This window comes from Thauera aminoaromatica S2 (genome assembly GCF_000310185.1).
Taxonomy (GTDB): domain Bacteria; phylum Pseudomonadota; class Gammaproteobacteria; order Burkholderiales; family Rhodocyclaceae; genus Thauera; species Thauera aminoaromatica.
Window position 1 is genome coordinate 1 of sequence record NZ_AMXD01000054.1, and the last position, 23,230, is coordinate 23,230.

General features: G+C 69.7%; 19 protein-coding genes and 1 pseudogene. 6 read left to right on the plus strand and 14 right to left on the minus strand.

Translation table 11 applies throughout. The features are described from left to right. The 4 genes and pseudogenes from C665_RS10105 to recQ form a co-directional block, all read left to right on the plus strand. Window positions 1–349, plus strand: a pseudogene (locus C665_RS10105) (Na/Pi cotransporter family protein); the annotation flags it as partial. 144 nt (window positions 350–493) lie between these two features. Next, the gene (locus tag C665_RS10110; protein ID WP_004307857.1) at window positions 494–1,408 is read left to right on the plus strand and encodes a MerR family transcriptional regulator; all 915 of its coding nucleotides are present in this window, start codon (window positions 494–496) and stop codon (window positions 1,406–1,408) included. Between the two features lie 203 nt (window positions 1,409–1,611). After that, a complete protein-coding gene (locus C665_RS10115; protein WP_004307858.1) occupies window positions 1,612–2,085 on the plus strand; it encodes a YbjN domain-containing protein in 474 nt (157 codons plus the stop codon). Window positions 2,086–2,169: 84 nt separating this feature from the next. After that, window positions 2,170–4,062 (plus strand): DNA helicase RecQ, encoded by a 1,893-nt coding sequence (recQ, locus tag C665_RS10120; protein ID WP_370695902.1) that lies wholly within the window; start codon window positions 2,170–2,172, stop codon window positions 4,060–4,062. 7 nt (window positions 4,063–4,069) lie between these two features. On the opposite strand, the gene cyoE is transcribed toward recQ, so the two are convergent. From cyoE to C665_RS10140, 4 genes are all read right to left on the minus strand, one after another. Next, window positions 4,070–4,978, minus strand: coding sequence for a heme o synthase (cyoE, locus tag C665_RS10125; protein ID WP_004307860.1), 909 nt, complete (start codon window positions 4,976–4,978; stop codon window positions 4,070–4,072). A 91-nt stretch (window positions 4,979–5,069) separates the two neighbouring features. Beyond that, window positions 5,070–6,140 carry a COX15/CtaA family protein gene (locus C665_RS10130; RefSeq protein WP_004307862.1) on the minus strand — a complete coding sequence of 357 codons (1,071 nt, stop codon included), beginning with the start codon at window positions 6,138–6,140 and terminating at the stop codon, window positions 5,070–5,072. A 10-nt stretch (window positions 6,141–6,150) separates the two neighbouring features. After that, window positions 6,151–6,711 (minus strand): redox-active disulfide-containing membrane protein, encoded by a 561-nt coding sequence (locus tag C665_RS10135; protein WP_004307863.1) that lies wholly within the window; start codon window positions 6,709–6,711, stop codon window positions 6,151–6,153. Beyond that, on the minus strand, window positions 6,698–7,483 hold the full coding sequence (locus tag C665_RS10140; protein ID WP_004307865.1) for an SURF1 family protein: 786 nt from the start codon (window positions 7,481–7,483) through the stop codon (window positions 6,698–6,700). The genes C665_RS10135 and C665_RS10140 overlap by 14 nt, the downstream gene beginning before the upstream one ends. A 23-nt stretch (window positions 7,484–7,506) precedes the next feature. On the opposite strand from C665_RS10140, the gene C665_RS10145 reads away from it, so the two are divergent. Next, entirely contained in the window at window positions 7,507–7,716 is a 210-nt protein-coding gene (locus C665_RS10145; RefSeq protein ID WP_004307868.1) for a DUF2909 domain-containing protein, read from the plus strand. 17 nt (window positions 7,717–7,733) lie between these two features. Here C665_RS10145 and C665_RS10150 read toward each other — a convergent pair whose 3' ends face one another. The 6 genes from C665_RS10150 to C665_RS10175 all read right to left on the minus strand — a co-directional run bounded on the left by C665_RS10150 (window position 7,734) and on the right by C665_RS10175 (window position 17,666). Then, complete coding sequence (locus C665_RS10150) at window positions 7,734–8,618, minus strand: cytochrome c oxidase subunit 3 (RefSeq protein ID WP_004307870.1); 885 nt, start codon at window positions 8,616–8,618, stop codon at window positions 7,734–7,736. Window positions 8,619–8,664: 46 nt separating this feature from the next. Continuing rightward, window positions 8,665–9,192 (minus strand): cytochrome c oxidase assembly protein, encoded by a 528-nt coding sequence (locus tag C665_RS10155; protein ID WP_012584807.1) that lies wholly within the window; start codon window positions 9,190–9,192, stop codon window positions 8,665–8,667. 28 nt (window positions 9,193–9,220) lie between these two features. Further along, window positions 9,221–10,831: a cytochrome c oxidase subunit I gene (gene ctaD, locus C665_RS10160; RefSeq protein WP_004307874.1), complete on the minus strand. Its 1,611-nt coding sequence runs from the start codon at window positions 10,829–10,831 to the stop codon at window positions 9,221–9,223. Window positions 10,832–10,834: 3 nt separating this feature from the next. Then, a complete protein-coding gene (gene coxB, locus C665_RS10165) occupies window positions 10,835–11,896 on the minus strand; it encodes a cytochrome c oxidase subunit II (protein ID WP_083768720.1) in 1,062 nt (353 codons plus the stop codon). A 574-nt stretch (window positions 11,897–12,470) separates the two neighbouring features. Next, entirely contained in the window at window positions 12,471–13,520 is a 1,050-nt protein-coding gene (locus tag C665_RS10170) for a Glu/Leu/Phe/Val dehydrogenase dimerization domain-containing protein (protein ID WP_004307877.1), read from the minus strand. 549 nt (window positions 13,521–14,069) lie between these two features. Then, the gene (locus C665_RS10175) at window positions 14,070–17,666 is read right to left on the minus strand and encodes an indolepyruvate ferredoxin oxidoreductase family protein (protein ID WP_004307879.1); all 3,597 of its coding nucleotides are present in this window, start codon (window positions 17,664–17,666) and stop codon (window positions 14,070–14,072) included. A 475-nt stretch (window positions 17,667–18,141) separates the two neighbouring features. Here C665_RS10175 and C665_RS10180 point away from each other — a divergent pair, with 475 nt between their 5' ends. Beyond that, window positions 18,142–19,482, plus strand: a complete 1,341-nt coding sequence (locus tag C665_RS10180; RefSeq protein ID WP_004307881.1) for a sodium-dependent transporter — start codon at window positions 18,142–18,144, stop codon at window positions 19,480–19,482. 222 nt (window positions 19,483–19,704) lie between these two features. Here C665_RS10180 and C665_RS10185 read toward each other — a convergent pair whose 3' ends face one another. The 4 genes from C665_RS10185 to C665_RS10200 form a co-directional block, all read right to left on the minus strand. Continuing rightward, on the minus strand, window positions 19,705–20,163 hold the full coding sequence (locus C665_RS10185) for an Lrp/AsnC family transcriptional regulator (RefSeq protein ID WP_004307883.1): 459 nt from the start codon (window positions 20,161–20,163) through the stop codon (window positions 19,705–19,707). 100 nt (window positions 20,164–20,263) lie between these two features. Continuing rightward, a complete protein-coding gene (locus tag C665_RS10190) occupies window positions 20,264–20,608 on the minus strand; it encodes an FKBP-type peptidyl-prolyl cis-trans isomerase (RefSeq protein WP_004307885.1) in 345 nt (114 codons plus the stop codon). Between the two features lie 33 nt (window positions 20,609–20,641). Further along, complete coding sequence (gene msrA / locus C665_RS10195) at window positions 20,642–21,211, minus strand: peptide-methionine (S)-S-oxide reductase MsrA (RefSeq protein WP_004307886.1); 570 nt, start codon at window positions 21,209–21,211, stop codon at window positions 20,642–20,644. 78 nt (window positions 21,212–21,289) lie between these two features. Beyond that, the coding region (locus tag C665_RS10200; RefSeq protein ID WP_004307888.1) for a translocation/assembly module TamB domain-containing protein at window positions 21,290–23,230 on the minus strand (1,941 nt) is incomplete at its 5' end.

Sequence of the window (23,230 nt, forward strand, 5' to 3'; positions counted from 1 at the left end):
CGCGCCGCCGGGCAGCGAGCTCGAGCCGATCGCCGCGGCCTTCCGCCAGGCCACCGGGGCGCTGGCCGCGAGCGCGGACGCGGCGCGCGAGGACTTCTCCGCGCCGGCGGTCGAGGTGCGGCTGGAGGAGGCGGAGCTGCGCTACCAGGCCTTCAAGGAGGCGCTGCTGCTGGAGGGTGCGCACGCCCGCATCGACATTCGCACGCTGCAGGACTGGCTGCGCCTGGCCAGCCTGGAGCGCCGCGCGATCGAGCAGGTGGCCAAGGCGGCGCGCATGCTGGCGGTACTGGACGGCGACCTGACGCCGCAGCAGGCGGAGGAAAAGGCGGGAGAGAACGGGGTGGAGTGAGCGCCGATCGATTGGGGGCGTGGGCGCATGCATCGCGGTCGGAAAATGAAGTCGCCTCCAGCGTCGGCGCCTCATTTGTCCTGGACAAAATAAACTCTCCCGCCTACCATCCTCTTAACGACCATCTCCCGAAAGCTGCTGCCGATGAACGCCCCGAACCCGTCTGAAACCGCCTTCAGCATCGCTGCCGTCGAACGCGACACGGGCCTGGCGAAGGACACTCTGAGGGTGTGGGAGCGGCGTTACGGCTTCCCTGCGCCGACGCGCGACGCCAACGGCGAGCGTGTCTACCCGTCCGACCAGGTGGAGAAGCTGCGCATGATCCGCCGCCTGCTCGACCACGGCCGTCGACCGGCCCGGATCGTGGGCGCAAGCGTCGAGGAGCTGTCTTCGATGCTCGATTCCTGCCTGTGCCCGGAGGGCGGCACGCCTGCCGGTCGCGACGACGGTCTGCTGCAGCTCGTGCGCCTGCATCGCAGCGTGGAGCTCGCCGCTGCACTGCGCCAGGCGCTGATGAAGCAGGGGCTGCAGCGCTTCGTCGCCGAGACGGTGGCGCCGCTGGCGGCGGCGGTGGGCGAGGCGTGGATGCGCGGCGAGGTGGATGTTCCCGAGGAACATCTGTTCACCGAGCAGGTGCAGAACCTGCTGCGCAGCGCGATCGGCGCGCATGCCGCGAGCGAAGGCCGACCGCGCGTGCTGCTGACGACCTTCCCCGAGGAGGAGCATGTGCTCGGCCTGCTGATGGCGGAGGCGATGCTGGTGCCGGAGGGCGCGAGCTGCCTGTCGCTCGGCACGCGCACGCCGCTCGCGGACATCCGCAGCGCGGCGGTGGGTGGAGGTTTCGACATCGTCGGGCTGTCCTTCAGCATCGCCTATCCGGCACGCCAGGCGATCGACGGCTTGCTCGAGCTGCGCGCGCTGCTGCCGGAGGAAATCGGGATCTGGGCCGGCGGCGGCGCGGTCCGCGACAAGCAGAAGCGCCTGCCGGGCATCCGTGTGGTAGGCGACCTGGCGGACACGCTGGCGGCGCTGCAGGAATGGCGCAAGGCGAGCGCCTGAGCGCCGCACGCGCCCTGCGACCGTGCGCGCGCCCGCTGACGACGGGCCTATTCCGGGTTCATGTGCGGTAAAACTTCACGGCATCCGCGCCAAGCCGCCCCGTAGAATCTCGCAAGCATATTCTTGCGCTCGCGCGCGTCCGTCAGGGCGCGCGCTTCTGCCGGATGCGCCACCGCCCGTGTTTCCACAACAGGAGTGATTCCATGAAGGGACTTTCGAAGGGAAGTCTGTTTTTTTGCGCCCTGCTGAGCGCAGCAGCCGGTCCCGCGTTCGCCGACGCGCTGATCGACGCGACCAAGCCTGAACGCCTCTACGAGATCGCCCGAGGATTCGGCTCCGCCGAGCTCGACAAGGACAGCCAGGGGGATCCGCGCATCACCGGACGGATCGAGGGCACGAAATACGGCATTTATTTCTACGGCTGCGTGAAGGGCGCCGACTGCGACGACATCCAGTTCTCCGCCAGCTGGAGCGGCCCCAAGGTCTCGCTGGAGAAGATCAACGACTGGAACCGGACCAAGCGCTTCGGCAAGGCTTACCTCGACAAGGACGGTGATCCGAACCTGGAGATGGAGGTGAACCTCGACTACGGCGTCAGCGCCAAGAACATCGAGGACTCCTTCAATTGGTGGACCAAGGCCCTCAAGGAATACAAGAAGGTCGTCCTCGAGGAATGACGGATGCGGGCCCGGGCGTCGCAGACGCCCGGCTGCCACCGGTCCGTGTCATCGGACGAGACCCGGCGCGGTAAAATGCGCGCCATGCCCACCGACTTCCCCCGCCTGCCCGGCGAACCACGCACGCCCCCCCCGACCACGTTCGACCAGCGCGACGTTCCCCTCGGCGACGCCGCGCATCGCGTGCTCGAGCACGTCTTCGGCTACCCCGCCTTCCGCGGCGAGCAGGGGGAAATCGTCGAGCACGTGGCTGGCGGCGGCGACGCGCTGGTGCTGATGCCGACCGGTGGCGGCAAGTCGCTGTGCTACCAGATCCCGGCGCTGCTGCGCCACGGCACCGCGATCGTGGTGTCGCCGTTGATCGCGCTGATGCAGGACCAGGTGAGCGCGCTGGTCGAGGCCGGCGTGCGCGCCGCCTTCCTCAACTCCAGCCTGGACATGGAGCGCGCGCGCGCGGTGGAGCGCGCGCTCTGGGACGGCGAGCTCGAGCTGCTCTACGTCGCCCCCGAGCGCCTGATGACACCGCGCTTCCTCGACCAGCTCGACCACCTGCGTGACACCGGTCGGCTCTCGCTGTTCGCGATCGACGAGGCGCACTGCGTGTCGCAGTGGGGCCACGACTTCCGCCCCGAGTACCTGCAGCTCTCCATCCTGCCCGAGCGCTACCCGGCCATCCCGCGCATCGCGCTCACCGCCACCGCCGACCGCCAGACCCGCGAGGAGATCGCCGAGCGCCTCAACCTGCAGGCGGCGCGCCGCTTCGTCTCCAGCTTCGACCGCCCCAACATCCGCTACACCATCGTCGAGAAGAACGACCCGCGCCGCCAGCTGCTCGACTTCATCCGCGAGGAATGTCCCGGCCAGGCCGGCATCGTGTATTGCCTGTCGCGGCGCAAGGTCGAGGAGACCGCCGCCTGGCTGCAGGAGCAGGGCCTCGCCGCCCTGCCCTACCACGCCGGCATGACGCAGGAGATCCGCGCCGAGCACCAGAGCCGCTTCCTGCGCGAGGACGGGCTGATCATGGTGGCGACGATCGCCTTCGGCATGGGCATCGACAAGCCCGACGTGCGCTTCGTCGCCCATCTGGACCTGCCGCGCTCGATCGAGGGCTATTACCAGGAGACCGGCCGCGCGGGGCGCGACGGCCTGCCGGCGCAGGCCTGGATGGCCTGGGGCGCGCAGGACGTGGTGCAGCAGCGCCGCATGATCGACGAGTCGGAGGCGAACGAGGAGTTCAAGCGCCTCGCGCGCAACCGGCTCGACGTGCTGGTCGGCCTGGTCGAGGCCACCGACTGCCGCCGCCAGCACCTCCTTGCCTACTTCGGTGAACAATCGACCCCCTGCGGCAACTGCGACAACTGCCTGCACCCGCCGCAGACGTGGGACGCCACCGAGGCGGCGCGCAAGGCCTTGAGCTGCGTATTCCGCACCGGCCAGCGCTACGGCGCCGGCCACCTGATCGACGTGCTGCGCGGCGAGCTCACCGAAAAGGTGGTCGAGCGCCGCCACCAGGACATCACCACCTTCGGCATCGGCAGCGAGCTCGACGAGAAGCGCTGGCGCACGGTGTTCCGCCAGCTCGTCGCGCGCGAGTTGGTCGCGGTGGACCACGAGCGCTACAACGCGCTGCGCCTCACCGACGCGGCCCGCCCGCTGCTGCGCGGCGAGGCCGAGTTCCACCTGCGCCTGGAGCCCGAGCGCAGCCGCAGCCGCGCCCGGCGGCGCAGCGGCGCAAGCCTGGATATCCCCGACGGCATCCCCACCACGCTCTTCGACCGCCTGCGCGCCTGGCGCTTCGCCACCGCCAAGGAGCGCAACGTGCCGGCCTACGTGGTCTTCCAGGACGCGACGCTGCGCGAGATCGCCATCGCCCGTCCGCACACGCTGGCGGAGCTGGCCGGCATCAGCGGCGTGGGCGATCGCAAGCTGGAGCACTACGGGGCGGCGATCCTGCAGCTGGTCGCCGAAGCGGGCTGATCCTCGATCACAGATAGTGGTCCGCCAGCAGCACGAGGAACAGCATCATCAGGTGGGTGATCGAGAAGCGGAAGGTGCGGATCGCCGTGTCGGCGCGCGGAGCGAACTTGAGCCGCCAGGCGTGGTGCAGGAACCGCAGGTTCAGGGCCAGGCTGCCCGCCAGGTAGAACGGCCCGCTCATCCCCACCAGATACGGCAGCAGGCACACTGCAAGCAGCAGCACGGTGTAGAGCAGCACCAGCGTGCGGGTGAACTCGATGCCATGGGTGACCGGCAGCATCGGCAGGCCGGCGCGGCGGTAGTCTTCGACGCGGTGGATGGCCAGCGCCCAGAAGTGTGGCGGGGTCCACGTGAAGACGATCATCATCAGCAGCCAGGCCTCGGCGCCGACCGTGCCCGTCATCGCCGTCCATCCCAGCACCGGCGGCAGCGCGCCCGCGACCCCGCCGATGACGATGTTCTGGGGGGTGGCGCGCTTGAGGAACACGGTGTAGACGACCGCGTAGCCGAACAGCCCGGCCAGCGTCAGCCACGCGGTGAGCGCATTGACCTCCACCAGCAGCAGCACGAAGCCCGCCGCGGCGAGCGCGCACGCGAAGCCCAGCGCCTGCGCGCCGCTCAGGCGCCCGCTGGGCAGCGGACGCAGCCGGGTACGCGCCATGCGGGCGTCGATCTTGTGGTCGAGCACGTGATTGAAGGCCGCCGCCGCGCCTGACACCATGGCGATGCCCAGGCTCGCCACCAGCATGCGCGCGAAGTCGGGCAGCCCGGTGGTGGCGAGCATCATGCCCACCCAGGCGGTCAGCACCAGCAGCGCCACCACGCGCGGCTTGGTGAGCTGCCAGAACGCGCGACCGAGCGCGAGCGCCTCGCCCAGGCTGCCTGCCGCCGTCGGAATTCGCTTGTAGCCGTCCATGTCCGCCTCCCCTGCCTCTCTCCGTCGGGCCTTGCCGCCCGAGATCGCGCGCCACTCTCCGGCAAGCCGCTCGCGAGCCCTCATCGAGCCCTCAGCGGGCCCTTAGCGGGCCCTCGAGCGCTCCCCCGTGCGAAGGTCCCGCCCACGCCCGTCCTCGGGCACCCGCCCCTCGAGCCGCGTTCACCCGGATCTGCCGCACCAGCAGCACCAGGGCGGCCAGCAGGCAGGCCGCGGTCAGGTTGTGGGCGACCGCATTGAAGAGCGGTACCTGGCCGACGACGTTGACCAGGCCGAGCGTCACCTGCAGCACCAGCAAGGCGCCGACCGCCGCCGCGAGCCGGCGCAGGCGCACGCTCGCCGCCCGACGCCGGCACAGCAGCACCAGGCTGGCGAGCACGGCGGTGGCCACCAGTGCACCGATGCGGTGGAGCACGTGGATGCTCATCCGGGCCTCGTAGGGCAGCACGCCGAACTCGTAGGTCTCGTGTCCCAGCGGCAAACCGAAGGCGGCGCGCAGCGAGAACCGCGCGCTCCAGCCGCTTTCGCACAAAGGCAGTTGATGGCACACCGCCGCTGCGTAGTTGGCCGAGGTCCAGCCGCCGAGCGCGATCTGCGCCAGCAGCACGACGACGGCGAGCCAGGCCAGCGGCAGCAGCCGGACAAGCCCGGGCTCGGCGGGCCGGGCAGGCTCGGGGCGGTCGTGGCCGAGCTCGACGCGCAGCAGCGCCAGCATCGACAGCAGCGCGAAGCCGCCGAAGAGGTGCGCCACCACCACCACCGGCATCAGGCTCAGCGTCACCGTCCACATGCCGAGCGCGGCCTGCAACACCACCAGCGCCAGCAGCGCCGCGGCCAACCCGCGCCCGCGCGGCAGGCGGCGCGAGACCGCGAAGATCGCCAGCACGCACAGCCCGAGCAGGCCGGCGAGGTAGCGGTGCACCATCTCGTTGCGCGCCTTGAAGGGATCGACCTGCGCAGCGGGGAAGCGCGCCTGCGCCGCCGCGATGTGCTCGTCATGCACCGGCGGCGTCAGCCGTCCGTAGCAACCCGGCCAGTCGGGGCAGCCCAGCCCGGCGTCGGTGAGCCGGGTGTAGGCGCCGAGCGCGATCACCGCCAGGGCGAGCACCAGGGTTGCATCCACCAGCCAGCGCACGCGCGTCATCGCCCTCTCCTCACACACCGCTGCGCTCGTAGTTCATCAGGCGCAGCAGGTCGCTGCGGATGTCGCCCGCCACCCGCTGCGCCTGCTGCGGGCCGGGCTCGACCGCGTAGCGCAGCAGGGCGAGGCCGCGCGGATCGACCAGCACGATCCGCCCCTGGACCTCGACATCGCCGACCTGCGCGGCCTGCCATTCGACGTGCGGAAAGCGCGCGCGCACGACCGGGCTCTCCACCGCCAGCACCAGCGCCTGCACCCGCGCCTGCTTGCGGCCGAGGCCGGCGTGAAGCTGCTGCAGGATCCGCAGTGCCTGCGCGCAGCGGGACGCGGGAGTGCCCGCCCCGCCCTCCTCCGCGCACGCCGGCTCGCCCTCCGCCGCCGGCACGTAGACCAGATGCCAGCGCCCGCCGCCACGTTCCGGCGCCGGCAGCAGCCGCAGCTCCTGCGTCAGCCACTCGCCGTGATTGACGGTCGGCGCGGCGGAAAACCAGCCCCAGCGCAGGCTCGCCCACGCCGCCGCCAGCGGGACCAGCGCACAGAGCACGAAGAGGCTGAAGAACTTACGGCTGCTCATGCGCGATCTCCCCTGAAACGGCCGGCACCCGGCGTGCGCTCGCAGCCAGCGCGACGGCGACCACCGCGAGTGCGAGCAGGCCCCATTGCAGCGCGTAGGCGCGGTGGCGCGCGGGCGGCAGCACCACCGGCCGGTAATGGATATGGAAGGGCGAGGCCTGCTGCTGGTAGATCAGCCCCGGCGCCAGAGGCACCGCCAGCCAGACCGCGAGTTGCGCCGGGTCCGCGCGCTGGATGCGCATCGGCCAATGCCCGTGGTCCTCTAGGTTGGTGCCGAGCAGCAGGCCGCCAAGCTCGGTGCGCAAGAGGCCGTGCACGCGCAACTGCGACGGGATGACCGGCGTCGGCAGCACCTCGCGTCCGCCCTCGGCCGCGATCCAGCCGAGATTCACCAGCGCCGCCCGCGCCGGGGCGTTGCGGCTGCCGGCGACGCGGGCCGCGCCGATGTCCTCGACCGCGATCACCACGTCGTAACCCGGCCTGCGGTCGACGACGCGGTTATCCACCAGCCACACCATCGGCGCGATCCAGCGCGCCTCGAAGTCGAGCACCATGCCGTCGATCTGTGCCGCATCGGTACGCGCACCGAGACCGTCCAGGCCCACCGCGCCCTCGCTCGCCCACCGCGCGATCCGCGCCAGCGTGGCGGCCTTGTCCTCGCCGCGCTGCCATTGCCACGCCGACAGGCCTGCCGGCAGCGCGGCGATCGCGAGCACCGCGAGCATCCATCGCCAGCGCAGCACCCAGGCGTGGCCGAACGCGCTAATCTTCATCGGTCCTCCGCCGGAGCTCACCCATGGCCTTCAAGCTCGTCATCGTCGTGCTGCTCGTGCTGGTCGTCGTCAGCCTGTTCCAGGCGCTGTACGTGATGCTGAAGGGCGACGGCAGCGCCCCGCCGATGTCGAAGTTCCTCGGCCGCCGGCTGGCGTTCTCGGCGGCAGTGCTGGGGCTGCTGCTGGTGCTGCTCGCCACCGGGGTGATCACGCCGCATGCACGTCCGTACTGAGTCCGCATGGCCGGGCCTCACAGCACATAGACGAAGACGAAGAGGTTGAGCCACACCACGTCCACGAAATGCCAGTACCACGCCGCGGCCTGAAAACCGAAGTGGCGCTGGGCGGTGAAGTGGTCCTTGATCACGATGCGCAGCAGCATCACGAGCAGGATCAGCGCGCCGATGGTCACGTGCAGGCCGTGGAAGCCGGTGAGCAGGTAGAAGGTGTTGCCATACACGCCCGAATCCAGGCGCAGGCCGAGATCCCGATAGGCGTGCATGTACTCGTAGCCCTGCAGGAACAGGAACACCACGCCGAGCAGCACGGTGATCGACAGGAAGAGCTTCAGGCGCAGGCGCTTGCCCTGCTCGATCGCCACGTGCGCCACCTGCAGCGTCACCGACGAGGCGAGCAGGATCAGGGTGTTGAGCAGCGGAATGCCGGTCCATGGCATGGCCTGGGTCGCGGTGCCGCCGGGGGTCTGGAGCAGCGGCCAGGCGGCCTCGAAATTCGGCCACAGGATCGCGGCGGTCATCGCGTTGTCGCCGGCGCCGTCCAGCCACGGCACCGCCACCACGCGCGCATAGAACAGCGCGCCGAAGAAGGCGAGGAAGAACATGACCTCGGAGAAGATGAACCAGCTCATGCACTGGCGGAAGGAACGCTCGAGCTGCGCGCTGTAGAGCCCGCGCTGCGATTCGTCGATGACCTTGCCGAACCAGCCGAACAGCGTCACCACCAGCAGCGCGAAGCCAGCGCCGAACACCCAGGGGCCGCTACGCGCCTCGGGCTGGTCGAGCTGGCTGATCCAGGTCGCCGCGCCGTAGCCGATCAGCAGCAGGGCGAGCGCCCCGACGATCGGCCAGGCGCTGTCGTGCGGGACGTAGTACTTCTGATGCGTGGTCGTCGCCATGGTGCTTCTCCCTTGCTGCGGTCGCGCGCGCCCGGGCCGCGCCGCGTCAGCGGCTCGCGCGCTGGCCGACGCTGCGATACAGGCGATACGACAGCGTCAGGTTCTTGAAACGCTCGGGCAGTTCCGGATCGACGTAGAACTGCACCGGCATGAGCTTGCGCTCGCCCGGCGCCAGCGGCTGCTCCTGGAAGCAGAAGCATTCGATCTTCATGAAGTGGCGGGCGGCCTCGCCGGGCGACACCGAGGGTACGGCGGTGGTCACGATCGGCTGGTCGCTGCGGTTCTCGACCACGAAGGACACGAGCTGCAGCTCCCCCGGGTTGAGCCGCAGGCGCGCGGTCTCGGGCGCGAAGTCCACCGCCACCGCGGGGTCGTGGGTGGCTAGGAACTCGACGCTGACCTCGCGCCCGCGGTCGACGCGGTCCGGGGCCGCCGCCGCCACCTTGTCGGTCTTGCCGTTGATGCCGGTGATGTCGCAGAACACGTCGTACAGCGGCACGAGCGCGAAGCCGAAGGCGAACATCGCCGCACAGGCCAGCAGCAGCTTGTTGATCAAACTACGGTGGGCAGACATCTCGCGTCCTCCCTGTGCCGCCGTGCGCTCACTTGACCACCGGCGGAGTGTCGAAGGTGTGGTAAGGCGCGGGCGACGGCACCTCCCACTCCAGCCCCTGTGCGCCCTCCCACACGCGATCGGTGGCCTTGTCGCCGATGCCGCGCATGCAGCGCACCACGCCCCACAGGAAGAGCAGCTGCGACAGGCCGAACAGGAAGCCGCCGATGCTCATGAAGGCGTTGAGGTCGGCGAACTGCAGCGCGTAGTCGGGAATGCGCCGCGGCATGCCGGCGAGGCCGACGAAGTGCATCGGGAAGAACAGCATGTTCACCGACACCAGCGAGCACCAGAAGTGCACCTGGGCGAGGCGCTCGTCGTACATCACGCCGGTCCACTTCGGGATCCAGTAGTACACCGCGGCGATGATGCCGAACACCGCGCCGGTCACCAGCACGTAGTGGAAGTGGGCGACGACGAAGTAGGTGTCCTGGTACTGGAAGTCGGCGGGGATGATGGCCAGCATCAGCCCGGAGAAGCCGCCGATGGTGAACAGCACGATGAAGGCGAGCGAGAACATCATCGGCACCTCGAAAGTCATCGAGCCGCGCCACATCGTCGCCACCCAGTTGAACACCTTCACTCCGGTGGGCACGGCGATCAGCATGGTGGCATACATGAAGAACAGCTCGGCGACCACCGGCATGCCGGTGGTGAACATGTGGTGACCCCACACGATGAAGGACAGGAAGGCGATGCTGGCAGTGGCGATCACCATCGACTCGTAGCCGAACAGCGGCTTGCGCGCGAAGGTGGGGATGATGGTGGAGACGATGCCGAAGGCCGGGAGGATCATGATGTACACCTCCGGATGGCCGAAGAACCAGAAGATGTGCTGGAACATCACCGGGTCGCCGCCGCCCGCGGCGTCGAAGAAGCTGGTGCCGAAGTACTTGTCGGTCAGCACCATGGTGACCACGCCGGCCAGCACCGGCATCACCGCGATGAGCAGGAAGGCGGTGATCAGCCAGGTCCACACGAACAGCGGCAGCTTCATCCAGCCCATGCCCGGCGCGCGCATGTTCCAGATGGTGACGATGACGTTGATCGCCCCCATGATCGAGGACACCCCCATCAGGTGCACCGCGAGCACGAAGAAGGCGGTCGAATCTCCGCTGTACTTGGTCGACAGCGGCGCGTAGAAGGTCCATCCGGCGGCCGGCGCGCCGCCTTCCATGAACAGCGTGGACAGCAGGATCGCGAACGCGCACGGCAGGATCCAGAAGCTCCAGTTGTTGATCCGCGGCAGCGCCATGTCGGGAGCGCCGATCATCAGCGGGATCATCCAGTTCGCCAGGCCGACGAAGGCCGGCATCACCGCGCCGAACACCATCACCAGGCCGTGCACCGTCGTCATCTGGTTGAAGAAGTGCGGATCGACGAACTGCAGCCCGGGCTGGAAGAGCTCGGCGCGGATCACCATCGCCAGGCTGCCGCCGGTGAACAGCATGGCGAGCGAGAACAGCAGGTAGAGCGTGCCGATGTCCTTGTGGTTGGTGCTGAACAGCCAGCGCGCGAGGCCGCGCGGCTTGTGGTCGTGGTCGCGCGGACGCCCTGCAGCGCCGTGTGCATCGAGGGTGCCGGTGACCTGGGTGCTCATGACTCACTCCCCCTTCGCGATCGCGGCCGCGATGTCGGCCGGCTGCACCTGGTCGCCCTTGGCGTTGCCCCAGGCGTTGCGCTCGTACGTGATGACCGCGGCCAGCTCCTTGACACCGAGCTGCTTGCCGAAAGCCTGCATCGCGGTGCCGGTCTTGCCGAACAGCACGATGTGGAGGTGGGCCGCCGGCTCGCCGGTGGCGATCGCGCTGCCCTTCAATGCCGGGAACACGCCGGGCAGGCCCTCGCCGCCGGCCTGGTGGCAGGCGACACAGGCCCGCTCATAGACCTGCCGGCCGAGCGCCATCTGTTCGTCCATGCTCATCGGTCCGGCGCTCTCGGCCTCGGCCTTGGCCTGCTCGGCGGCGGCCACCTGCTGCGCCGCCCAGGCCTCGAAGTCCGCGGGCGTCTTCACCTCGACCGCCACCGGCATGAAGCCGTGGTCGCGCCCGCACAGTTCGGCGCACTTGCCGTAGTACAAGCCGGGCTTGTCGATGCGCGCCCAGGTCTCGTTGATGAAGCCGGGCACCGCGTCCTTCTTGATCGCGAAGTCGGGTACCCACCACGAGTGGATGACGTCGTCGGCGGTCAGCAGGAAGCGCACCTTCTTGCCACTGGGCAGCACCAGCGGCTTGTCCACCGCCCTCAGGTAGTCCGGCGTCTTGTCCGCCGCGTTGGCGATCTGCGCGCGCGGCGTGGCGAGCACCGAGTAGAACTCGATCGGGTAGTCGAGGTACTTGTAGTGCCACTTCCACTGCGAACCGGTCACCAGCACGGTGAGCTCGGATGCGGAAGTGTCTTCCATCGCGATCAGCGTGCGGGTGGCCGGAACCGCCATCGCCACGAGGATCAGAACCGGGATCGCGGTCCACAGGATCTCGACCTTCAGGCTGCCATGGAACTGCGCCGGCACTGCCCCCCTGGCCTTGCGGTGACGCACGATGGACCAGAACATCAGGCCGAACACGACCAGCGCGATGGCGACGCAGATGTAGAAGATGGTCATGTGCAGGTCGAAGACCTGCCGGCTGAGCTCGGTGGCGCCGCGCGTCATGTTCAGGCGCATGTCCTGCGCGCCCGCAGGAACGCCGGCCACCAGCATCGAGGCCGCGACCAGGGCACGGCCGGGAGGGAGCGTCCCGGGCCTCGCCCCGGATGAATGGTGTCTCACTGCCGACCCCCCTTTATCGTTATGGGCGTGAAACCGCCGCGAATGCGTGCACGAAGGTCCGCCGTCCCGAGTCGGCGTCATGGCGTGGTGCGCGGTCCTGGGGAACGGACCCGGGCCGCCAGGCCTTGCCTGGGCGGCCGCCATCACGACGGGCGGAACTCTTACGTCAATATATGCGGGAAAATACGAAAGGCAAGGATGGATGCGAACGGCAGCGCGAGCCATTCGCATTCGCACTGCATGCAGGCGCATCGGCAAGCGCAAGACGATGCCTCGCGCGCGCAGCACAGGGACGCGCACGGCCGGGCCGCTGGGGGCTGCACCGAGCCTCGGGCATGGCCGAATGCCCGGAGGCGTTCTTTGCCGTGCCCGGGCGCGATCCGAACGCCTCCGAGCGTTCGATCGTGCCTTCGCTCGGGGCATGGTGGACGTGCCGTGCCGTGCAACCGCCCCGCGCGACGCCCGCGGCTCAGCGCCGGAAGCGCTCCTCGGCGATCGCGTCGGCGACCTCGGCGGTGGGACGTTCCTCCTCGCGCGCGCGCTCGAAGACTTCCATGAGGTTGTCGCGGATCCCCTCGATGTGGCGGATCAGTGCGGCGCGCTCGAAGCCGATGCGCTCGTGATACACGTCGATGATGCCGCCGGCGTTGATGACGTAGTCGGGCGCATAGAGGATGCCGCGCTTCATCAGCTCGAGGCCGTGGCGGGGCTCGGCGAGCTGGTTGTTGGCGGCGCCGGCGACGATCTTCGCCTTCAGCTGCGGGATGGTCGAATCGTTCAGGATGGCGCCGAGCGCGCAGGGCGCGAACACATCGACGTCGAGCCCGAAGATCTCCTCCGGCGCGACCACGGTGGCACCCAGTTCCTTGCCCGCCTGCACCAGCGGCTCGCGGTGAATGTCGGTGACCCACAATTTCACGCCCGCCTCCCCGAGCTGGCGGGCGAGATCGAAGCCGACGTTGCCCACGCCCTGCACGGCCACGCGCAGGCCTTCGAGCGAGTCGCGGCCGAGACGCTCCTTCACCGCCGTCTGGATGCCGACGAAGGTGCCGTAGGCGGTGGCCGGCGACGGGTCGCCGCTGCGCGTGCCCTCGTCCGAAGGCTTGTCGTGGATGCCGGCGACGTGACGGGTGAACTGCGTCATGTACTTCATGTCGGCAACGCTGGTGCCGGAGTCCTCGGCGGCGATGTAGCGGCCGTTCAGCTGCTCGAGCGCGCGCGCGAAGGCGGCGAGCAGCGCGGGCGTCTTGTCGGTACGCGGGTTGCCGATGATCACCGACTTGCCGCCACCGAGCTTGAGCCTGGCCATCGCCGACTTGTAGGTCATGCCGCGCGACAGGCGCAGCACGTCGCGCACCGCCTCCTCCTCGCTGGCATAGGGCCACATGCGGCAGCCGCCGAGCGCGGGGCCGAGGTTGGAATTGTGGACGGCGATGATCGCCTTCAGTCCGCTCTTGTCGTCGCTGACGAAGACCACCTGCTCGTGGTCGGCGAAGTCGCTCAGGGAAAATACGGCCATGCTGTGTCTCCTTCCTTGTGGGAACGTGGATGATTTCCGCAGTCCCGGCGCCAGGGGTGGCGACGCCGGCGCTGCGGCAGGGGTGAAGAGGGGTTCCGGTTCGCCGTCGATCGCGACTTGCGTCGCTCCCACAGCGCCTCCGCCAGCGCGCCGGTTTTCCGTAGGAGCGACGCCAGTCGCGATTACGGCGCTGCCGTTCTGCACCGCGCTCGATTCACGATCGTCGATCGCGACTTGCGTCGCTCCCACCGGCACCTCCGGAAGCGCGCCGGTTTTCCGTAGGAGCGACGCCAGTCGCGATTACGGCGCTGCCGTTCTGCACCGCGCTCGATTCGCGATCGTCGATCGCGACTTGCGTCGCTCCCACCGGCACCTCCGGAAGCGCGCCGGTTTTCCGTAGGAGCGACGCCAGTCGCGATTACGGCGCTGCCGGTCTGTACCGCGCTCGATTCGCGATCGTCGATCGCGACTGGCGTCGCTCCCACAGCGCCTGCGCCAGCGCGGCGATCTTCGTAGGAGCGACGCAAGTCGCGAATACGGCGGCGTGCCTCAGCCCGGGATGATCGCGATGGTCTTGCGCGCCTTGGTGGCGAGCGGCGTGCCCGGTGCGCGGCGGTGGCGGAAGTCCTCCAGCAGCGCGGCCTGGCGCCTGCGTGCGCCGGCGAGGTAGCGCTCGCGCACGTGGCCGTAGCCGCGGATCTGCTCGGGGAGGGCCGCCAGCTCGATCGCGGCCTCGTGGTTGGCGCGGTCGAGGTTGACGACGATCTCGTCGACCACACGCTCGTAGTCGGCGATCAGCTCGCGGTCGAGCTTGCGGTCGTGGCTGCGGGCGAAGGGGTCGAGCCTCGATCCGCGCAGGTGGCGGAGCTTCGCCAGCACACGCATCGCCTTCAGCATCCAGGGACCGTAAGCCTTTTTCTTCAGCTCGCCGCTGGCTGGGTCCTTGTCGGCCAGCATCGGCGGCGCGAGGTGGAAGACGAGCTTGTAGTCGCCCTCGAACTGCTCCTCGACGCGCGCGAGAAAGTCGCTGTCCGTATACAGGCGCGCGACCTCGTACTCGTCCTTGTAGGCGAGCAGCTTGTGGTAGCCGCGCGCCACCGCCTCGGTCAGCAGGGTGATGCCGGGCGCGACCTTCGCCTCCGCGACCCGCACGCGCTCGACCAGGCGCAGGTAGCGCTCGGCGTAGGCGGCATCCTGGTAGTCGGTCAGATGGGTCTTGCGACGCGCGATCAGCTCGTCGACGCTGGTCGACAGGCGGTGGTGCGCGGGCGTGCCGAAGCGCGGCTTGGCGGCCTCACGCACCGCACGCAGGTCGACCGCGGCGCGCCGGCCCCACAGGAAGGCGGCCTTGTTGGCCTCGATCGCGGTGCCGTTGATCTCGATCGCGCGCTCGATCGCCTGCCGCGAAAGCGGCACCAGGCCGCGCTGCCAGGCGAAGCCGAGCATGAACAGGTTGGTGGCGATCGAATCGCCGAGCAGCTCGGTGGCGAGCGCGGTGGCGTCGAGAAACTCGGCCTTGTCCGCACCGACCGCGTCGACGATCTGTGCCTCCATCGCCGCCGCCGGGAACTGCGGGTCGGGGTTGGCGAGCACATCGCCGCTGCGCGCCTGGGCGGCGAAGCCGCGCACGAACTCGCTGGTGTTGGTCTGATCGCGATTGATGAGGACGCGGGTGAGCCCATGCTGCATCTTGGCGAGCGATTCGTCACTGGCCGCCACCACGAGGTCGCAGCCGATCACGGCGTTGGCCTCGCCGGCGGCGACGCGCGCGGCGTGGAGCTGCTCCTGGCGGTCGGCGATGCGCACGTGCGACCACACCGCGCCGCCCTTCTGCGCCAGCCCCGCCATGTCGAGCACCGAGATGCCCTTGCCTTCCAGGTGCGCGGCCATGCCGAGCAGCGCGCCGATGGTCACCACGCCGGTGCCGCCGACACCGGTGATGAGGATGCCCCAGGGCGCGGCGGTGTCGGGCAGCTGCGGCTCGGGCAGCTCGTCCGCGAGACGGCCGCCGAGGGCGCTCGCGCCGCTCGCCTTGCCACGCCGAAGCTTGCCACCCTCGACGGTGACGAAGCTCGGGCAGAAGCCCTTCACGCAGGAATAGTCCTTGTTGCACGAGGACTGGTCGATGAAGCGCTTGCGGCCGAACTCGGTCTCGACCGCGCCCACCGACATGCAGTTCGACTTGTCGCTGCAGTCGCCGCAGCCCTCGCACACGAGGTCGTTGATGACCACGCGCTTGGCCGGGTCGGGGAACTTGCCGCGCTTGCGGCGGCGGCGCTTCTCGGCGGCGCAGGTCTGGTCGTAGATGATCGCGGTGACGGCCGGCGCGGTGCGCAGCTCGCGCTGCACGGCATCGAGCTCGTCGCGGTGGCGCACCGCCACGCCGTGCGGCAGATCGGCCGGGCCGTAGGCGCGCGGCGTGCCGTCGTTGACCACCACCACCGTGCCCACGCCCTCGGCGAGCAGCTGGCGGGCGATGATCGGCACCGACAGCGTGCCGTCGTGCGGCTGGCCGCCGGTCATCGCCACCGCGTCGTTGTAGAGTACCTTGTAGGTGATGTTCACCTTCGCCGCCACCGCGGCGCGGATGGCGAGGATGCCCGAGTGCATGTAGGTGCCGTCGCCGAGGTTGGCGAACACGTGCGGGGTGTTGGTGAACGGCGCCTGGCCGATCCAGGGCACGCCCTCCCCACCCATCTGGCAGAAGGTCTGCGTGTGCTCGGGCGACAGCCAGGTCGCCATGTAGTGGCAGCCGATGCCGGCAATCGCGCGCGAGCCCTGCGGCACCTTGGTCGAGGTGTTGTGCGGGCAGCCGGAACAGTAATGCGGCACGCGCTGGATGGACAGGCGCGGCCTGGCGAGCGCGGCCTCCTTGGCCTCGATGAAGGCGAGCCGCGCCTTGATGCGGTCGGAGGTGTGGAAGCGCGCGATGCGGCCGGCGATCGCGCGCGCGATCATCGCCGGGGTGAGCTCGCCGGCGGCGGGCAGCAGCCAGTCGGCGTGCGGCAGGCTCCACTCGCCCTTCTCGTCGAACTTGCCGATCACGCGCGGGCGCACCTCGTCCTTCCAGTTATAGAGCTCTTCCTTCAGCTGGTACTCGAGGAACTGGCGCTTCTCCTCGATCACGAGGATCTCGTCGAGGCCGTCGGCGAAGCGGCGCACGCCCTCGGCGTCGAGCGGCCACACCATGCCGACCTTGTACAGGCGCAGGCCGATCGCCGCGGCGGTGGCCTCGTCGATGCCGAGGTCGTCGAGCGCCTGGCGCACGTCGAGGTAGCTCTTGCCGCTGGTGAGGATGCCCAGGCGCGCCTGCGGCGGGTCGATGACCATGCGGTCCAGCCCGTTCTTGCGGCCGTAGGCGAGCGCGGCGTAGAGCTTGTGGTGGAGCAGGCGCTCCTCCTGCACCAGCGGGGGGTCGGGCCAGCGCAGGTTGAGGCCGTCGAGCGGCAGCGGGAACTCTTGCGCGCTCGGGATCCGGATGTCCACGCGGAAGGGATCGATGTCGACCGAGGACGAGGTCTCGACCGTGTCGGTCAGCGCCTTGAACGCCACCCAGCAGCCCGAGTAGCGCGACATCGCGAAACCGTGCAGGCCGTACTCCAGGTATTCCTGGATGCCGGCGGGGGCGAGCACCGGCATCATCAGCGCCTTGAACACGTGCTCGGTCTGGTGCGGCAGGGTCGAGGACTTGGCGGCGTGGTCGTCGCCGGCGATCACCAGCACGCCGCCATGCTGCGAGGTGCCGGCGGCGTTGGCGTGGCGGAAGACGTCGCAGGTCCGGTCCACGCCGGGTCCCTTGCCGTACCAGATGGAGAACACGCCATCGACCTTGGCGTTGGGGTCGAGGCCGAGCTGCTGCGTGCCCCACACCGAGGTCGCGGCGAGGTCCTCGTTGAGCCCGGGCTGGAAGCGGATGTTCATCGGCTCGAGGAAGCGCTTCGCCTTCCAGAACTCCTGGTCGACGCTGCCGAGCGGCGAGCCGCGGTAGCCGGTGACGAAGCCGGCGGTGTTCAGGCCGGCGGCCTCGTCGCGCAGCTTCTGCATCATCGGCAGGCGTACCAGGGCCTGGATGCCGGTCATCCAGGCGCGGCCGGTCTTGAGGGTGTATTTATCGTCGAGGCTGACGGTGGGGGCGATGTTCGACATGGTGGCGTGAACCGCCGCCGGTCGGCAGGCCTGCGCGTCTGGCGCGGGCTGCCGGCGGGTCGGCGTGGTCTCCTCTGCGGGTGGGTCGGTGCGCAACCGCGGCCGGCTCGGCCTGCGGCGCTCGTGGATGCACATGCTAGGGCGAGCGGCGGAAAAGATTTTGCGCAATCGGGGCTGCGGACGCCGATATAAGAAAAATTATTTCACGCATCAAGCCGTACGATGCGCGCCATCCGGACCCAACCGTCCGGCGACCACAAAAGGGGTCGGCACGGATCCGCACACGTCGCGGCGCAGGCATCCCCGCTTGGGCGGCAGGCCTCGGACGTTTAGAATCCGCGCCTTTTCCCTCCACACGCCACGAGCGTGAAACGATCCGAGGAGACCTGCATGAACCCGAACGCCGCCACCCGCGGCGCCGCCCCCGCGCGGCCGCACGCCCCCGTCGCACCCACTCTCCGCAGGGAACGCTGACATGGCCAAGCACGCACACAGCCAATGGTCGTCGCGGATGGGCTTCGTGCTCGCCGCCACCGGCTCCGCCGTCGGCCTCGGCAACATCTGGAAGTTTCCCTACATGGTCGGCCAGAGCGGCGGCGCCGCCTTCGTGCTGGTCTACCTGGCCTGCATCGCCTTCATCGGCGTGCCCATTCTGGTCGCGGAGTGGATGATCGGCCGGCGCGGGCAGAAGAACCCGATCAACACCATGGCCCAGGTCGCGCGCGACAACGGCCACAGCACCAACTGGGCCGTGGTGGGCGCGATCGGCGTGCTCGCCGCCTTCCTGATCCTGTCCTTCTACTCGGTGATCGGCGGCTGGGCGCTGGCCTACATGCGCGACGCCGCCACCGGCGCCTTCATCGGCCTGGACAAGGCGGCGATCGGCGGCGCCTTCGAGGGCTTCCTCGCCCGCCCGGCCGAGCTGCTGACCTGGCACTCGATCTTCATGCTGCTCACCGTCGTCGTCGTGGCGCTCGGCGTGTCCGCCGGCCTGGAGCGCGGCACCAAGCTGATGATGCCGGCGCTCGGGGTGATCCTGCTGGTGCTGGTCGGCTACGCGATGACCACCGGCAGCTTCGGCCAGGGCCTCGCCTACCTCTTCAACCCGGACTGGAGCAAGCTCGACGGCAAGGTGCTGCTCGCCGCGCTCGGCCACGCCTTCTTCACCCTGTCGCTGGGCATGGGCATCATGATGGCCTACGGCTCCTACCTCGGGCAGGAGGTGAACCTGCTGCGCGCCGCGCGCACCGTGGTGATCATGGACACGGTGTTCGCGCTGTGCGCCGGCATGGCGATCTTCCCGATCGTGTTCGCCAACGGCCTGGACCCCGCGGCCGGCCCCGGCCTGGTGTTCGTGACCCTGCCGCTGGCCTTCGGCCACATGGGCGGCGGCCTGGTCATCGGCGCACTGTTCTTCCTGCTGCTGACCTTCGCCGCGCTGACCTCGTCGATCTCGCTGCTCGAGCCGGTGGTGGAGCTGATCGAGGAGCGCACCCCGCTCGGCCGCGTCGCCGCCACGCTGATCGCCGGCATCACCATCTGGGCGCTGGGCATCGCCGCGCTGCTGTCCTTCAACGTGTGGAGCGACGTCAAGCTGCTCGGCATGAACATCTTCGACCTGCTCGACTATGCGACCAGCAAGTTCATGCTGCCGCTCGCCGGCCTGGGTGCAATCGTGTTCGCGGCGTGGAAGCTGGACCAGCAGGGCGTGAAGGCGGAACTGGGCCTTGGCGATGCCACATTCGGCTTGTGGACCCTGCTGTCGCGCTACGTCGCGCCGGTGGGCGTGCTGTTCGTGTTCTGGAGCAACCTGTAGGAACCGACGCACCGATCGCGACTTGCGTCGCTCCTACAAAATCGCGGCGCGTCCAGCCGCGCCCGTAGGAGCGACGCGAGTCGCGATTCCGCCCTGCCCGTAGGAGCGACGCGAGTCGCGATCCTGCCTCGCCCGTAGGAGCGACGCGAGTCGCGATCCGGCGCTCCAGCAAGCGCGGCGCGAAGCCTGCATCGTGCCGACACCGCGACCGCCCTGCCCGCCTCACAGCGGCAGGGCGGTCTCGTTCTTGATCTCGCGCAGGGCCACCGCGGAATGGGTGACGTCGATCTCGGGGATCTTGAGCAGGAATTCGTGCATGAACACCGACAAGGCCTCGAGGTTCGGCAGGTAGAGCTTGAGCAGGCAGTCGGTCTCGCCGAGCAGCTCGTAGCACTCCACTACCTGCTCGCAGGCCTTGACCACGCGCTCGAAGCGATCGAGCACGTCGGCGCTGTGCTGCTTGAGCTTGACGCGCACCCACACGCAGGTGCCCAGGCCCACCTTGTGGCGGTCGACCAGCGCGACGTAGCCGCGGATCACGCCCGCCTCCTCCATCTCGCGCACACGCCGCCAACACGGCGTCGGCGACATGCCGACCTTGTCGGCGAGCGCCTGCGTGCTGAGGGTGGAGTCCTTTTGCAGCAGGGTCAGGATGTGACGCTGCGCCGGGTCGAGTTTCATGTCTCCCTGCCTTGCCCGGCTCGAAACGCCGGGTTCTCCTGGTGTCGATGGCGAGGCGGCCGCGCCGCCTCGCGGCGGGGGCGCCCGCCCCCGCGAGGGATCACAGCACCTTGAGCAGTTCGACCTCGAACACCAGGGTGGCGTTGGGCGGGATCACGCCGCCGGCGCCGCGCGCGCCGTAGCCGAGCTCGGGCGGGATGGTGAGCTTGCGCTTGCCGCCCACCTGCATGCCCTGCACGCCCTCGTCCCAGCCGCGGATCACGTGGCCGGCGCCGAGCGGGAAGACGAAGGGATCGTTGCGATCCTTGCTCGAGTCGAACTTGCGCCCGTCGGTGAGCCAGCCGGTGTAATGCACCGACACCATGCGGCCCTTCTCGGCGGTATCGCCGCTGCCGAGCTCGAGTTCATCGATGACGAGCCCGCTGGCGGTGGTGGTCTGGGTCATGCCGTTCTCCTGCCGTGAGTGAAAGCGCGCATTCTACCTGCTGCCTTCGGGCCAGCGGCGCAGGTCGAAGTGGCTGCGGAATTTCGTGATCTTGGGGGCCACCACGTACTGGCAATACGGCTGGTCGCTGTTGTTCACATAGTAGTCGTGGTGCTCCGGCTCGGCCGGCCAGAAGCGCGGCGCACGCTCGACCCGGGTGACGATCGCCTTCGGGAACACGCGGCGCTCGCCGAGCGCCTCGATGGTGGCGAGCGCGGTGTGCAGCTGCGCCTCGGAGGTGGCGAAGATCACCGAGCGGTACTGCGGGCCCACGTCGTTGCCCTGGCGGTCGACCGTGGTGGGGTCGTGGATGGTGAAGAAGACGTCGAGCAGCTCACGGTAGCTCACCTTCGCCGGATCGAACACGATCTTCACCACTTCGGCGTGACCGGTGCCGCCGGAGCACACGTCGCGGTAACTCGGCAGCTCGACGTGGCCGCCACAATAGCCGGGCACGACCTCATCCACGCCGGCCACCAGGTCGAACACCGCCTCCAGGCACCAGAAACAGCCCCCGCCCAGGATGGCGGTCTCGCGTACCGGATCGTTCTTGCTCTCTGTCATCTGTTCGCTCCATCGGGGTTGGTCATGGCATCGGAGAGACCGCACGGGAGGGGAATCATTCCCCGCCCGCCACGCGCCTCAACGGAAGGAGAAGCCGTACTGGAGGTCGAGGGCGGTGTCGGTGCCGCCGCGGGCGATCACCGACAGGCGGCGCGAGACCTGGTAGGTCAGCTTGACCAGGGTGGCGGCCCCGCCCAGGCCCTGCTCGAAGTTGAGGAAAAGGTCCGGCCCGAGGCGCTTGCCCAGGCTCAGCACCTGGCCGGCGACCGAGGGCCCGCCCGAGACCGTCTGACCGCTGCCGAGCACCCGGCTGCTGCGCGTGCGCGTGGTGCTGTTGAGCTCGCCCTGGCCGATCGAGAAGGAGTCGAAGCCGAGGCTGCGCGAGAGCTCCTCGGTCATGCCGCCGCCCGGCCCGCCGAGCAGGGCCGCGGCGGCCGGGAGCAGCAGGCCGAGGTCGGCGCCGGAGCCGGCGTCCGGCGCGCGCCCGAGCACGATCCACGACAGCTTGGTGGGGTCGGGCACCTCGGGATCGGACACCAGCTTGATCTGCGGGCGCTTGGCGCTGCCGGTGATCGCCACCCCGGCCTCCACCTCCAGGCCCTTGCGCAGCGCGACGATGTTGAGTCCGGGCGCGTCGAGCGGGCCCTGGAAGTTGATCAGGCCGCGTTCCAGGGTGAGGTTCTGCCCATAGCCGCGGTAGCCGCCGCCCACGGTCTCGATCGTGCCCACCGCCGACAGCGGCCGCCCCGGCTGCAGGCGGATGCGCAGCCCGCCGGCGAGCCGCGTCTCGAGGCCGAGCGCCGAGAGGTAGAGCGCGTCGCCGAGGCCGACGCTGACATCCGCATTCACCGCGAAGCCGCCGCCCTGCTGCGCCGGTGCGGGCTCACGCCCGAGCACGACGACGTCGTCGGAGAGGCTGGGCGGCAGCGCCTCGGCGAACTCGAGGTAGCCGGCGTCGGCGCGGAACTCCGCGTCCAGCGCCAGCGACTCGAAGGTGCTGCGCGCCGTGCCGCCGCCCGACAGCAGCATCCAGCGGTCGTCGCGCTGCAGCAGCGGCAGGCGGTCGGCGTCGAAGCGGAAATCGCCCGCGCCGCTGTCGAGCGCAAGCTCGCCGCGCGCGGTGAAGCGCCCGGGCGTGGCGGTGAGGCGCTCGAAAGGGATGCGATTCTCGCGCGGACGCACGCGGTTCTCGGAGACGAACTCGAGCCGCTCCAGGCGCACGCGCTCCTGGTCGAAGTCGACATCGAGCTCGCCACCAGCGAGCATCAGGCCCTGGTCGACGAGGGTGAAGCCGAGCTCGCGCCCCTCGATGCGGCCGCTCGCACGCGGCGACTCGATCGTGCCGCCCACGGTGAAGTCGCCCCGGATGCGCCCGGCGAGCTCGACGCTCTCCTGCGAGAGGCGCCCGAGCCAGGCGAGCGAGGGCATGTCGATCCGCGCCGCGCCGCGGATCGCGGTCGCCGGCGGCACGCTCCACAGGCCGTCGGCACCGCGTCGCGCGCGCAGCCCGGCCTCGCCCTGCACGCTGCCGAGCTCCTTGCCCTGCACGTCGACGGCGAGGTCGATGCGATCGCCGCGCGCGTTCAGCACCGCCTCGAGCTTCTCCAGGCCGAGCCGGGTACGCAGCTCGCCCTCCACGCTGATGTCGCCGGATTCGCGGAACACGCGCGCCTCGCCCTCCAGCGTGCGCCCGACCGCGAGGTCCCAGCGCGCCCCCAGGCTCAGCGGGTCGGCGTTGCGGCGCGGACGGCCGTCGCGGCGCCGGGGTTCGGTCTCGACCACCAGCCCGGCGAGGTCGCCGCGCAGCACGCTCTGCGTCGGCGACCAGGCGGTCTCGAGCAGGCGGATGCGGCCCTTGTCGCCGGCCTCGATCTCGACGCGACCGAGGCGCACGCGATCGGCGCCGAGCTCGAGCGTGGCCGGCGCCTGCAGACGGGCGGGGAAACGTCCGCCGACCTCGAGCGCGGCGAGGCGGCCGCTCCAGCGCGGCGCCTCGCCCGCAGGCAGGCCGCCTTCGAG

Excerpts from the sequence above, each read along its gene's own strand:
- C665_RS10110 (WP_004307857.1), top strand. The coding sequence starts at position 494 with ATGAACGCCCCGAACCCGTCTGAAACCGCCTTCAGCATCGCTGCCGTC.
- C665_RS10115 (WP_004307858.1), top strand. The coding sequence starts at position 1,612 with ATGAAGGGACTTTCGAAGGGAAGTCTGTTTTTTTGCGCCCTGCTGAGC.
- recQ (WP_370695902.1), top strand. The coding sequence starts at position 2,170 with ATGCCCACCGACTTCCCCCGCCTGCCCGGCGAACCACGCACGCCCCCC.
- cyoE (WP_004307860.1), bottom strand. The coding sequence starts at position 4,978 with ATGGACGGCTACAAGCGAATTCCGACGGCGGCAGGCAGCCTGGGCGAG.
- C665_RS10130 (WP_004307862.1), bottom strand. The coding sequence starts at position 6,140 with ATGACGCGCGTGCGCTGGCTGGTGGATGCAACCCTGGTGCTCGCCCTG.
- C665_RS10135 (WP_004307863.1), bottom strand. The coding sequence starts at position 6,711 with ATGAGCAGCCGTAAGTTCTTCAGCCTCTTCGTGCTCTGTGCGCTGGTC.
- C665_RS10140 (WP_004307865.1), bottom strand. The coding sequence starts at position 7,483 with ATGAAGATTAGCGCGTTCGGCCACGCCTGGGTGCTGCGCTGGCGATGG.
- C665_RS10145 (WP_004307868.1), top strand. The coding sequence starts at position 7,507 with ATGGCCTTCAAGCTCGTCATCGTCGTGCTGCTCGTGCTGGTCGTCGTC.
- C665_RS10150 (WP_004307870.1), bottom strand. The coding sequence starts at position 8,618 with ATGGCGACGACCACGCATCAGAAGTACTACGTCCCGCACGACAGCGCC.
- C665_RS10155 (WP_012584807.1), bottom strand. The coding sequence starts at position 9,192 with ATGTCTGCCCACCGTAGTTTGATCAACAAGCTGCTGCTGGCCTGTGCG.
- ctaD (WP_004307874.1), bottom strand. The coding sequence starts at position 10,831 with ATGAGCACCCAGGTCACCGGCACCCTCGATGCACACGGCGCTGCAGGG.
- coxB (WP_083768720.1), bottom strand. The coding sequence starts at position 11,896 with ATGCGCCTGAACATGACGCGCGGCGCCACCGAGCTCAGCCGGCAGGTC.
- C665_RS10170 (WP_004307877.1), bottom strand. The coding sequence starts at position 13,520 with ATGGCCGTATTTTCCCTGAGCGACTTCGCCGACCACGAGCAGGTGGTC.
- C665_RS10175 (WP_004307879.1), bottom strand. The coding sequence starts at position 17,666 with ATGTCGAACATCGCCCCCACCGTCAGCCTCGACGATAAATACACCCTC.
- C665_RS10180 (WP_004307881.1), top strand. The coding sequence starts at position 18,142 with ATGGCCAAGCACGCACACAGCCAATGGTCGTCGCGGATGGGCTTCGTG.
- C665_RS10185 (WP_004307883.1), bottom strand. The coding sequence starts at position 20,163 with ATGAAACTCGACCCGGCGCAGCGTCACATCCTGACCCTGCTGCAAAAG.
- C665_RS10190 (WP_004307885.1), bottom strand. The coding sequence starts at position 20,608 with ATGACCCAGACCACCACCGCCAGCGGGCTCGTCATCGATGAACTCGAG.
- msrA (WP_004307886.1), bottom strand. The coding sequence starts at position 21,211 with ATGACAGAGAGCAAGAACGATCCGGTACGCGAGACCGCCATCCTGGGC.